11 protein-coding genes are annotated in these 11961 nt (G+C 64.3%); 8 read left to right on the forward strand and 3 right to left on the reverse strand.

The features are described 5' to 3' along the window. Positions 1 to 80: 80 nt before the first annotated feature. A complete protein-coding gene (gmk, locus tag AC56KW_RS16340; protein WP_497171731.1) occupies positions 81 to 722 on the reverse strand; it encodes a guanylate kinase in 642 nt (213 codons plus the stop codon). Between the two features lie 196 nt (positions 723 to 918). Continuing rightward, positions 919 to 1806 (reverse strand): YicC/YloC family endoribonuclease, encoded by an 888-nt coding sequence (locus AC56KW_RS16345; RefSeq protein ID WP_497171732.1) that lies wholly within the window; start codon positions 1804 to 1806, stop codon positions 919 to 921. Between the two features lie 94 nt (positions 1807 to 1900). Between AC56KW_RS16345 and AC56KW_RS16350 the strand changes: the two genes are divergently transcribed. From AC56KW_RS16350 to hemW, 5 genes are all read left to right on the forward strand, one after another. Further along, positions 1901 to 2908, forward strand: a complete 1008-nt coding sequence (locus AC56KW_RS16350) for a serine/threonine-protein kinase (RefSeq protein ID WP_497171733.1) — start codon at positions 1901 to 1903, stop codon at positions 2906 to 2908. Between the two features lie 2 nt (positions 2909 to 2910). Beyond that, positions 2911 to 3837, forward strand: a complete 927-nt coding sequence (locus tag AC56KW_RS16355) for a PP2C family protein-serine/threonine phosphatase (RefSeq protein ID WP_497171734.1) — start codon at positions 2911 to 2913, stop codon at positions 3835 to 3837. Positions 3838 to 3890: 53 nt separating this feature from the next. After that, on the forward strand, positions 3891 to 4622 hold the full coding sequence (gene rph, locus AC56KW_RS16360) for a ribonuclease PH (protein ID WP_497171735.1): 732 nt from the start codon (positions 3891 to 3893) through the stop codon (positions 4620 to 4622). Between the two features lie 73 nt (positions 4623 to 4695). Then, positions 4696 to 5301 carry an RdgB/HAM1 family non-canonical purine NTP pyrophosphatase gene (gene rdgB / locus AC56KW_RS16365; protein WP_497171736.1) on the forward strand — a complete coding sequence of 202 codons (606 nt, stop codon included), beginning with the start codon at positions 4696 to 4698 and terminating at the stop codon, positions 5299 to 5301. Position 5302: 1 nt separating this feature from the next. Next, positions 5303 to 6538 (forward strand): radical SAM family heme chaperone HemW, encoded by a 1236-nt coding sequence (gene hemW, locus AC56KW_RS16370; protein ID WP_497171737.1) that lies wholly within the window; start codon positions 5303 to 5305, stop codon positions 6536 to 6538. Positions 6539 to 6552: 14 nt separating this feature from the next. Here hemW and AC56KW_RS16375 read toward each other — a convergent pair whose 3' ends face one another. Then, the gene (locus AC56KW_RS16375; RefSeq protein WP_497171738.1) at positions 6553 to 7401 is read right to left on the reverse strand and encodes a zinc-binding metallopeptidase family protein; all 849 of its coding nucleotides are present in this window, start codon (positions 7399 to 7401) and stop codon (positions 6553 to 6555) included. Between the two features lie 253 nt (positions 7402 to 7654). Between AC56KW_RS16375 and AC56KW_RS16380 the strand changes: the two genes are divergently transcribed. From AC56KW_RS16380 to AC56KW_RS16390, 3 genes are all read left to right on the forward strand, one after another. Continuing rightward, entirely contained in the window at positions 7655 to 8086 is a 432-nt protein-coding gene (locus tag AC56KW_RS16380) for a DUF2231 domain-containing protein (RefSeq protein ID WP_497171739.1), read from the forward strand. After that, positions 8083 to 9378 (forward strand): PQQ-dependent sugar dehydrogenase, encoded by a 1296-nt coding sequence (locus tag AC56KW_RS16385; protein WP_497171740.1) that lies wholly within the window; start codon positions 8083 to 8085, stop codon positions 9376 to 9378. The genes AC56KW_RS16380 and AC56KW_RS16385 overlap by 4 nt, the downstream gene beginning before the upstream one ends. A gap of 194 nt (positions 9379 to 9572) precedes the next feature. Continuing rightward, positions 9573 to 11961 (forward strand): type VI secretion system Vgr family protein (locus tag AC56KW_RS16390; protein WP_497171741.1); only part of this gene is annotated, 2389 nt, incomplete at its 3' end.

Here is an 11961-nt window from a genome sequence, read left to right on the forward strand (position 1 = left end):
TGTGCTCCTGATATGCAAAAAATTCAGTTCGAAACGCGGGGATCACCAAACGGTGACAGCGCGCCTAAATGGCGCGCTGATCAGGTCTGATGCGCGTGGATTCCCAGCTGGGCAAACAACGTAGCGTTGCGGGCGGCCTGCTGGGCAAACCGGCAACGTGTCGCTTTGACAATCGCCTGCAGTTCGGCCAGGGCGACGTTAAACTCTTCGTTGATGATAGCATATTCGAACTCCGGAGCGTGAGCCATCTCGCCGCCAGCCGCCAGCAGGCGGCGCGTGATGATGTGCGGCTCATCGGTGCCGCGCTTGTGCAGGCGTTCTTCGAGCGCCTCGATCGACGGCGGCAGGATGAAGATACCGGCCGCGTCCGGGAACAGCTTCTTCACCTGGCGCGCGCCCTGCCAGTCGATCTCGAGCAGGATGTCGGTGCCGTTCTTCATTTCCTGTTCGACGGTCAGGCGGCTCGTGCCGTAGTAATTGCCGTGTACCTCGGCCCATTCCAGGAACTCACCGCGCTCGGCCCGGGTGACGAAATCCTCGGCGCTGGTGAAATGATAGTGTTCGCCATCCTTTTCGCCCGGCCGCGGCTGGCGGGTCGTGGTCGAGATCGACAGCTTGATGCCGGGTTCCTGGGCCAGCAGGGCGTTGACCAGGCTCGACTTGCCGGCACCGGACGGGGCGGCGACGATGAACAGGCTGCCGGAAAAGGCGTGTGGGAGCATGGTGGTTCCTTTGTCAGTACGTTTGTTGCGTGTAACGCGGTGAGGTATGTTGACGTTGAACGCGTGGACGGCAGAGCCGTCCACGCCGCATCGGCCAACCCGGTATCCGGCCTGGCTATTCGATGCGGGGTGGACGGGTCTCCCGTCCACGCGTCGAACCGGCGTGCAATCGGCCGGTCATTCATTGACAACCGGATCACTCCAGGTTCTGCACCTGTTCCCGCATCTGCTCGATGAGCAATTTGAGTTCCATCGACGCATCCGCCAGCTCCTTGGCCGACGCCTTGGCGCCCAGCGTGTTCGCTTCGCGGTTCAGTTCCTGCATCATGAAGTCGAGGCGCTTGCCGACCTGGCCGCCCTTCTTGAGGATGTGACGGGTTTCGTTCAGGTGGGCCGACAGGCGCGACAGTTCTTCGGACACGTCGATCCGGATGCCATACAAGGTCACCTCTTGGCGAATCCGCTCCAATACTTCCTGGCGCGTGAGCGTCGACGGATTGCCGTGGCCGGCCAGGCCCAATGCATCCTGCATGCGCTCGACGGCCTTGTGCTGGAATTGAGAAATGACTTGCGGGATCAGTGGCGTGATGCGCTTGACGATCGCTTCCATCGCTTCGATGCGCGACTGCAGCATCGTCTCGAGCGCCGCGCCTTCGCGCTTGCGGCTGTCGACAAACGCGGCGATGGTGGTGGCGGTGAGGGCGGCCACGTCGGCCTGGAGCGACTCCTGGCCGATGGTCGATTCTTCGATGACGCCGGGCCAGCGCAGCAGCTCGGCCACCGTCATCGGGGATGCCTGGGCAAAATGACGTGTCACCTCGCCCTGCAGGCGGGCGAGGTCGGCCAGCAGTTCCTGGTTCAGCGCCGACGAGCCGCCGCTGACCTTGCGGCCGAACGACAGGCGCACCTCGACTTTGCCGCGCGTGATCGCGGCCATGATCGCCGAACGCAAGTCGGGTTCCAGCGCGCGCAATTCGTCATTGATGCGGAACTGCAGATCGAGGAAGCGCGAGTTGACGCTCTTGATTTCGATCGTGAGGGTTCCGGCAGCGCCTTCGCTGGTGGCGACCGCATAACCTGTCATGCTTGAAATGCTCAATGGGATCCCCGGTTTTTATTCTTTACAAAGCCGACATTTATCCACACAATCGCCCTGTTTAGCAAGGAACCCCACTTGGATGGCTGCACAGAATAACGCTCCCCTGCCCGATGGGCTGGACATTGCCGGATACCGCATTGTAAAGAAAATTGCGTCCGGTGGGTTCAGTATTGTTTACCTTGCCTATGACGGCGAAGGCAGTGCGGTGGCCATCAAGGAGTATTTGCCGAGCGCGCTCGCGCTGCGCCAGCCGGGCGAATTGGTGCCCGTCGTCGCCAGGCCGCACCTGGCCGTATTCCGTATCGGGCTCAAGTGTTTCTTCGAAGAGGGCAGGGCGCTGGCGCGGATCGTCCACCCGAACGTGGTGCGCGTGCTGAATTTTTTCCGTGCCCACGACACGGTCTACATGGTGATGGCCTACGAATCCGGCCACGCGCTGCAGGAACACATCGCGCGCGCCGCGGCCAAGGGCAGCCGCCCCGGCGAACAGTTCGTGCGCCAGGTATTTACCGGCGTCTGCGCCGGCCTGCGCGAGGTGCACGCCAACAAGCTGCTGCACCTCGACCTCAAGCCGGCCAATATCTACCTGCGCCTGGATGGCTCGCCGCTGCTGCTCGACTTCGGCGCCGCGCGCCAGACCCTGCACAGCGACGCGCCGATGCTGGCGCCGATGTACACGCCCGGCTTCGCCGCGCCCGAGCTGTCCATCCGCGGCGCCAGCCTGGGACCGTGGACCGATATCTACAGCCTGGGCGCGGCCATGCTGGCCTGCATGACGTGCTCGACGCCGCAATCGGTCGAGGCGCGCCGCGCCGGCGACCAGCTGCGTGAGCAGCTCGACCAACTGGTGGGCCGCTATTCGCCCGAGCTGATCGACCTCGTGCAGTCGTGCCTGGCGCTCGATCCGCTGGCGCGTCCGCAGAGCGTGTTCGCCATCCAGAAGGCGCTGCAGGCCAGGCCGGCCGCGCAGGCTGCCGAGGCGGCGAAGCCGTTGCCGACGGCGCAGGCAGATCCGCAGGCCGCCGCGCGCGGCGGCTGGCGCGGACTCGTCGACCGACTCGGCGCTTTCGGGCGCGGCCAGGGATAACCATGCAATTTTCCGTCTACCAGCAAAGCCTCATCGGCGCCCGCAAGGTCAACCAGGACCGGATGGGCTACTGCTTCACCCGCGATGCGCTGCTGCTCCTGCTGGCCGACGGCATGGGCGGGCACATGAAGGGCGAGATCGCCGCCACCATCGCGCTGCAGACGGTGTCGATGATGTTCCGCATGCAGGCGCGCCCCTACGTCAGACGGCCCGAGCGCTTCCTCGAAGAAGCGCTGCTCCAGGCCCACCACGACATCCAGGCCTACGCCGCCACCCACGGCCTGCCCGAGATGCCGCGCACCACGGTGGTGGCGTGCCTCATCCAGCACAACTGCGCGGTCTGGGCCCACGCCGGCGACTCGCGCCTGTACTGGGTACGGCGCAACCAGGTGCTGGCGCGCACGCGCGACCATTCGCACTTCGAATACCTGGTCGACCGCGGCCGCGCCGACCCGCGCGAGCGCGCCACGCACCCGGATCGCAACAAGCTGTATAACTGCCTCGGCGCATCGAGCGCGCCGAAGATCGAGGTGTCGCACCAGGTCAGCCTGCAGCCGGGCGATATGCTGCTGCTGTGCTCCGATGGCCTGTGGTCGATGTTGCCCGAGACCGAGATCGTGCACCGCCTGACGACGGGCGGCGTGGTGCAGGCCGTGCCCGAGCTGGTGCAGATGGCGGCCGCGGTCGGCGGCGCCCAGGCCGACAACACGACCGCGCTGGCCATCGCCTGGCAGGGCGCCGATACCGCGCAGGGCGACTTGCCCAACGTGATCTCGACCCAGCTGCTGGGCGAGGACATGGTCAGGTCCACCATCGTCGACGGCGACCCGGCGCCGGCCGGCGCGGACACCTTCGGCGAAGACGATATCGAGAAGGCCATCGCCGAGATCCGCGCCGCGATCGAAAAATCCTCGCAAGTGATCAAGTGATCAAGTAAGCATCCGGTAATTCGACAAACAAGCAAACAGGAAAGAACAGCACCATGACATTTGAACAGCGCCCCAGCGGCCGCGCGGTCGACCAGCTGCGTCCGGTTTCCATCACCCGTAGCTACACGCGCCACGCCGAAGGCTCGGTGCTGATCGCGTTCGGCGACACCAAGGTGATCTGCACCGCCAGTATCGAAGAGAAGGTGCCGGGCTTCCTGAAAGGGAAAGGCCAGGGCTGGCTGACCGCCGAATACGGCATGCTGCCGCGTTCGACCCACTCGCGCATGGACCGCGAAGCCGCGCGCGGCAAGCAGAGCGGCCGTACCCAGGAGATCCAGCGCCTGATCGGCCGCTCGCTGCGCGCCGCGTTCGACCTGGAAGCGTTCGGCGAGCGCACCCTGCACCTCGATTGCGACGTGATCCAGGCCGACGGCGGCACCCGTACCGCGGCGATCACCGGCGCGATGGTGGCGGCGTATGACGCCTTCGGCAAGCTGGTGGCGGCGGGCTTGATCCCGGCGCTGCCGGTGCGCCACTTTGTCGCTGCGGTGTCGGTGGGCGTGTACCGCGGCGAGCCGGTGCTCGATCTCGATTATCCCGAAGACTCGGCTTGCGATACCGATATGAACGTGGTGATGACCGAGGCGGGTCACTTCATCGAAGTGCAGGGCACGGCCGAAGGCGCGGCGTTCGACCGCGCCGGCATGAATCGCCTGCTCGACCTGGCGCAGCGCGGCATCGCCGACCTGATCCACCTGCAGAAAGAGGCCTTGGCGCTGGTGTAGCCGGCATCCTTGTCGGGCGCGGGCGGCGCGAAGCCGGTAAAATAGCCGGCTCATTCAATCCAGAGCGCATAACATGACCCAACGCCTGATCCTCGCTTCCAACAATGCCGGCAAGCTGAAGGAATTCGCCCAGCTGCTCGGTCCTATCGGCTTCGAACTGCATCCGCAGGGCGAATTCGACGTGCCCGAGGCGGAAGAGCCGTTCGGCACCTTCGTCGAGAACGCGCTGGCGAAGGCGCGCCACGCCTCGCGCCTGACCGGCCTGCCGGCGCTGGCCGACGATTCGGGCGTGTGCGTGAATGCGCTGGGCGGCGCGCCGGGCGTGTATTCGGCGCGCTATGCAAACCTGGCAAACCCGGGCGAGCCGAAATCGGACGCCCGCAACAACCAGAAGCTGGTGGCCGACCTGGCCGCGCTGGCCGACAAGTCGGCGTATTACTACTGCGTGCTGGTCTATGTGCGCCACCCGGACGACCCGCAGCCGGTGATTGCCGACGGCCGCTGGAACGGCGAGATCATCGTCAACCCGCGCGGCGGGAACGGCTTCGGCTACGATCCGCACTTCCTGATCCCGTCGCTCGGCAAGACCACCGCCGAGCTGGCGCCGCAAGAAAAGAACGCACTGTCCCACCGTGGCCAGGCGCTGCGCGCGCTGGTCCAGAAACTCACGCCTGCCTGACATGATCCCGATTAAAGTCGCCGGCCCGGCGGCGAGCGCGCCGCGTTCGCCGGCCACCGCCGCGCTGCAATACCTGCAGCCGGGCGCGCTGAACCTGAGCGCGCTGCCGCCGCTGTCGCTGTACGTCCACTGGCCGTGGTGCGTGCGCAAATGCCCGTACTGCGATTTCAATTCGCATGAGGCCAGGGGCGAGCTGCCCGAGAAAGACTACCTGGACGCGCTGCGCCTCGACCTCGAACAGTCGCTGCCGCTGATCTGGGGCCGCAAGATCCACACCGTGTTCATCGGCGGCGGCACGCCGAGCCTGATGTCGGCCGCCGGGCTGGATCGCCTGATGTCCGACCTGCGCACCCTGCTGCCGCTGGAACTGGACGCCGAGATCACGATGGAAGCCAATCCCGGCACCTTCGAGGCCGAGCGTTTCAAGAGCTACCGCGAGAGCGGCATCAACCGGCTGTCGATCGGCATCCAGAGTTTCAACCCGGCGCACCTGAAGGCGCTGGGCCGCATCCATGACGGCGACGAAGCGCTGCGCGCGGTCGAGATCGCGAAGAACACCTTCGACAATTTCAACCTCGACCTGATGTACGCGCTGCCGTCGCAGACCTTGGCCGAGGCGCGGCGCGACCTGGAGACGGCGCTGTCGTTCGCGCCGCCGCACCTGTCGCTGTACCACCTGACGATGGAACCGAACACGGTGTTCGCCAAGTATCCGCCATCGCTGCCGGACGACGACCTGAGCGCCGACATGCAGGACATGATCGCCGAAGTGACGGGCGGCGCGCTCTACGAGCACTATGAAGTGTCGGCCTATGCGCAGCCAGGCCGGCGCGCGCGCCACAACCTCAATTACTGGCAGTTCGGCGACTACCTCGGCATCGGCGCCGGGGCCCACTCGAAGCTCTCGTTCCCGCACCGCGTGCTGCGCCAGGCGCGCTTCAAGCAGCCGGCGTCCTTCATCGAGGCGGCGAAACGCGGCAATCCGGTGCAGGAAGAACACGAGATCGGCCGCGCCGACATGGGCTTCGAGTTCATGCTCAACGCGCTGCGCCTGACTGGCGGCTTCGATCCGAACCTGTTCGGCGAGCGTACCGGCATGAATATCAGCGCGATCACCAAGGCGCTCAACGAGGCCGAGGCGAAGGGACTGCTCTACCGCGACCACAAGCTGATCCGGCCGACCGGGCTGGGCCAGCGCTTCCTGAACGACCTGCAAGAGATGTTCCTGGCCGAGTAAGGCCTGGTGTTTTCCTAGGCGTCGACCGCGCCGGCCAGCGCCCCCAGGGTGCGCGCCAGGCCGCCGACAATGCGCGCCATGCCGACGTAGTCGTTGCGGTCATGCGTTTGCCCCTGCTCCTGGGCGGCCGGCGCCTCGGCGCGAAAGTACGGAAAGCGCAGGAAGCCGGTATCGGTGATCACCAGCGCAGGGCCGTCGTCCGGCCGGCCGCCATGCCCGGACAGGGTCAGTCCCATCACATGGGCCGGCGCCGCCAGCCCCTGGCGTGCCGTCATAGGATCACTGCGCAAGGCGGCCAAGGCCTGGCGTACCTGGTTCGAGGATGTCCGCGTTCCCACGAAGGCCATGAAATTGCCGCCATCGCGACGGCCGGCGAGTGCGCGCCGGTCCGTGGCGGCGGGCTTGTCGTCGTTCATGAAGAAGACGAAGCGGATCTCGGTGCCGTAGGCGGGACGCAGCGCCCTGGCCGCGCGCGCCAGTTCGAGCACGGCGGCCGCTCCCGCAGCGCCGACGGCGGCATCGTGCCCCAGATGGGCGCCGACGATGAAGATGCGGCTCGGATGCTCGCCCGGCGCGAGCCTGGACACCGCTACCTCGACGCTGCGGCCGGGATGCGCCGCGTCGGCGCCGTGCTGCAAGCGCGGGGCATATCCATAACCCCGCAGCGAGTCCTCGACATGGCGCAGCGCGTCTTTTGCGCCATCCGTGCCCGGGATCGCGGATGCCAGCTCCTGGGTGTGCATCTGCAGGCGCGCCGCCAACGGCGGCACGCCCGACCTGGTTTCGAAGGTCAGCACGGCCAGCACGATGGCCAGCAGGATCGCGAGGATGACTTTCCAGTGTGAGTTGAAAAAGTTGCGCATGGCACCACACTGCGCCGCGTGGCGCATCGTCTACAGTCGGTCGACTCAGTGTATCCAACTCGCCGGCGGCATGCGCCGGCCAGCAGGCAATTCCGCGTTACAACGTAGGGCCAGCGCGTCCAGCAGGAGCGCAGACCGGTCGCGGGGGAGCAAGCGCCAGCTGACCGGTGCTGTGCATACAACCAACTATGCGACAGCCGAGTTTTATGTTCGATATCATCGGCTTATCAAAAACACCATTGAAGGAAAATCAATGTCAACCGTGACCACGGCCAGCCCGGCTTACCGAAGCCCGCCGGGACTGCTGCATACGATTCTGCTTGCCGGCAGCGTCTCCCTGTTCCTGGGCGCGCTCCTGAGCGATATCGCCTATTACAAGACCTACCATATCCAGTGGAGTAACTTCGCATCCTGGCTGATCGCCGGCGCCGAGTTGTTCAGCGGCCTGGCGCTGGTGTTCGCGCTGGCGAACCTGATCCGGGCGAAGCAAAAGTCCGGGCAGGTGCTGATGTATTTCGTGCTGCTGTTCGTGACCTGGGCGCTGGGCCTGTTCAACGCCTTCCAGCACGCAAAGGATGCCTGGGCCGTCATGCCGGCTGGTGTCGTGATGTCTGCCGTCGTATTCCTGCTGATCTGCCTGACGGCCTGGGTCGGCCTGACCCCACGCCTTGGAGGTGCACGATGAAACGTACCAGCACATTGGCATTGTTGGGCGCGGCGCTACTGCTGAGCGCGTGCACCGAAGGCGAGGGCGCCAAGACCCTGTCGCACGGCGCCGATCCGAAGCTGCCGGATCCGCAGCGAGGCATTTTGCCGAGCATGAAGATCGCCGAGCCTTCGCCATGGGGCGACCAGAAACCGACCGTGCCCGAGGGCTTCAGCGTCACCGCCATCGCCACCGATCTGCAGATTCCACGCCAGACCCTGGTGCTGCCGAACGGCGACATCCTGGTGGCGGAAGGCCGCGGCGGCAACGCGCCGAAGCTCAAGCCGAAGGACGTGATCGCCGGTTACATCAAGGCCAAGGGCAACACCAAGGTCAAGAGCGGCAACCGCCTGACCTTGCTGCGCGACGCCGATGGCGACGGCACGTACGAGTTGAAGACGATCTTTGCCGCCGACCTGAACGCCCCTTACGGCCTCGCGTTCGCGAACAACAAGATCTACGTCGCGAACCAGGATGAGCTGGTGAGCTTTGATTACCAGGAAGGCCAGACCAAGGCCGCCGGTGCGCCGACCACGATCACCAGGCTGCCATCCGAGATCAACCACCACTGGACCAAGGCGATGACCGTCAGCCCGGATGGGCGCTATCTGTACGTCGGTATCGGCTCGAACAGCAACATCACCGAGCGCGGCATGGAAGCCGAGGTCGACCGTGCGATGGTGTGGCAGATCGACGCCGCCGCCGGTACCTACAAGCCGTACGCGACGGGCCTGCGCAATCCGACGGCGCTGGCGATCCATCCAGAGACCGGGCAACTGTGGTCGGTGGTCAATGAGCGCGACGAGCTGGGACCCGACCTGGTGCCGGACTACCTGACCTCGGTGCGCGAGGGCGGCTTCTATGGCTGGCCATACGCGTACTGGGGCCCGAACGCCGATCCGCGCGTCAAGCCGGGTGACCCGGAGAAGGTCGCTGCGACGATCAAGCCCGATTACAGCCTGGGCTCGCACGTGGCGGCGCTCGGCCTGCATTTCTCGTCGCCGGTGATGGGCGAGAAATTCGCGAATGGCGCGTTCGTTGGGGAGCACGGCAGCTGGAACCGCAATCCGCCTGTGGGTTATAAGGTGATCTTCGTGCCGTTCGCTAACGGGCGTCCGGCCGGTGAGCCGATCGATTTCGTGACGGGCTTTCGCGATGACGGTGGCAAGACGCGTGGACGGCCGGTTGGTGTGACCGTCGATCCGCGTGGGGCGCTGATCGTTGCGGACGACCTGGCCAATACGATCTGGAGAGTGACGCGTAATCGTTAAGGCTCGTATGTCTTTAACGGAGTAGTAACAGTAGCCGTCCGCGCTCCATTCGCGGGCGGCTTTTTTGTTGCAGCCTAGACCGGCGCTCGCCTGTCGGCTGCAATTGCGTCTCATCAATCCTCTCATGGTTCCCGTCGCTATGATCGGTGTTGCTCTTAATTACGAGCACATTGGTCATTCATGAGGTGGGCACCGTGAACATTGATAAGTTTGCACCAGCTATCGGTAACTTGACCGATATGAACCGCGCCATACGGCTGCGTCTTTCGACCGCGAGTGGCATCGTCGATGATCTGCTGCTGGTCAAGTACGTGAGTGGCGTCGAGACGATTTGCGGAGGCATCGAATATGCCTTGCAATGCGTTTCTCTGCAACCTGGCATGGAACTCAAGCGCTTCATTGCGAATCCTGTCGAGCTTCAGTTCGTGACCGACTCAGGGCGGCTGCGATCGGTCTGCGGCATCGTCGGCGGCGCTGCGGAAGGCCAGAGCGATGGCGGGCTCGCAAGCTACCACCTGATCGTCCGCGATGCCTTGTCGTTGCTCGAGCAGAGTTGCAATACGCGGGTTTTCCGCAACCGCAGCGAGATCGATATCACCGAAATCATATTGCGCGAATGGCGCCAGGCTAATCCTGTCGCGGCGGGTGCCTTCCGCGCCGAGTTCGGAGGATTAAAGCCATACCCCACCCGCGAATTCACGCTGCAATATAACGAGTCCAACGCCGCTTTTCTTCGGCGGCTGTGGAAACGTCGGGGTATCGCCTGGTATATCAAGGCGGGCGTCTCGGCTGAGCGGGGGAGCGACCACACCCCGGCCCATACACTCGTACTGTTCGATAGCCCTAACGCACTCGAGCAGAATCCCGCCGGAGCAGCGCGCTATCACCGCGACCATGGCACCGAGCAACGCGACAGTATCACTGCCTGGCATGCGGTGCGCAACCTGACAGCTGGTCGCGTGAATCGTCATAGCTGGGACTATGCCCAGGCGTGGTCGATGAGTAGCCAGGAGACCAGTCTCGCAGACCAGGGAACGATGGGCAACCAGTTCGCGGCCAGCATCGATGATTATCTGGCCGACTCACCTCATGCCGGTGACAGTGCTGACGATTACCGCAGTCTCGGCGTGCTGCGCATGCAGCGCAAGGAGTATGAAGCCAAATTCTTTCAAGGGGAAAGCGGAGATCGGGACATGCGGGTTGGGCAATGGCGCCGCATGGATGGACATCCTGAAATCGATACCCATCCAACGAACGAGCGGGATTTCGTCTGCACTGAATTGCGGGTGGAGGCCGAGAATAATCTTCCCAAGCTACTCGACGAAAAGGCTGGCCGCCTGTTTGCGGTGAACCGCTGGAACTGCGACCGCGCCAGTCTGGTGCAGGCCAGTGTCGAGCGCGGCATGCGCTATACCAACCGATTTACTTGCGTGCGGCGCGGGATCCCGATCGTTCCTGCTTATGATCCGAGGATCGACCTTCCGCGCACCGAGACGCAGACCGCGATCGTGGTCGGGCCCGCGAACCAGGAAATCCATTGCGACGCGCGTGGCCGAGTCAAGGTCCGGTTTCCGGCGTGCCGGTCGGAAGACCATGCGCATGCGGATGGCGCCGGTGCTTCCGGCAGCGACCGTGACTCGGCATGGCTGCGCGTTGCTTCAGGATGGGCAGGTGACAGGTATGGGGCAATTTCGCTGCCGCGTGTGGGCGACGAAGTGGTCGTGGTGTTCATGGGCGGCGATCCCGACAAGCCCCTCATCATCGGAAACGTCCACGGCGCCCGGACGCCGCCTCCTTCGTTCAGCCATAACAGCGTTCTTCCCGGCGACAAGCACTTGTCTGGCATCGTCAGCAAGGAAGGGCAGGGGATGCGGGCCAATCAGCTTCGCATGGACGATACGCCGGGGCAGATCAGTGCCCAGCTTGGAAGCGAGCATGGTCATAGTCAATTAAATCTTGGCTACCTTACCCATCCAAGACATGACGGGGCGGCAGAGCCACGTGGAGAAGGGGCCGAATTGCGTACCGATGCGACGCTGTCCCTGCGGGGCGGGCAGGGGGTGCTCATCAGTGCGGATGCCTCGCTGCGCGCTGCGGGGAGGCTATTGGATCGCGATGGATTGGCAGGGCTGTCGAAGGCGCTGTTGAATATACAGAAGCAGTTGGCGCAGTTGGCTGAGACGCATGAGACGGATGTGGTCGAAGGTGAAGCGCTGGCACAGCTGACGTCATATCTCGAACAGTGGGAGGACGGCAGCAACACAGCAGTGTCATCGGCAGCGGGAAAAGGGAAGAAGGCGATCGTCGCTATCGAAGCGCCTGCCGGGGTAATGCTGGGTAGTCAGGAGGGCGTGGCGATTGGGGCGCAGACCCATATCGATCTGGTCAGCGTTCGGAATACGCAGATTTCGGCCGGGCACAAGTTGATCCTTCATGCACTGCAGGGGATCAGTTTGTTTGCGCATTGTAAGCGTCCAACCGCCCCACCTTCACAGCGGAATCAGGTCGGCGTAGAGTCCGGAAATGGCAGCAGCGAATCGATTCGGCTGTTCGGGCAGGTAGGCAGTTTCTCGAGTGTCTCAG

The organism is Telluria sp. RT2P19 (assembly GCF_059685725.1).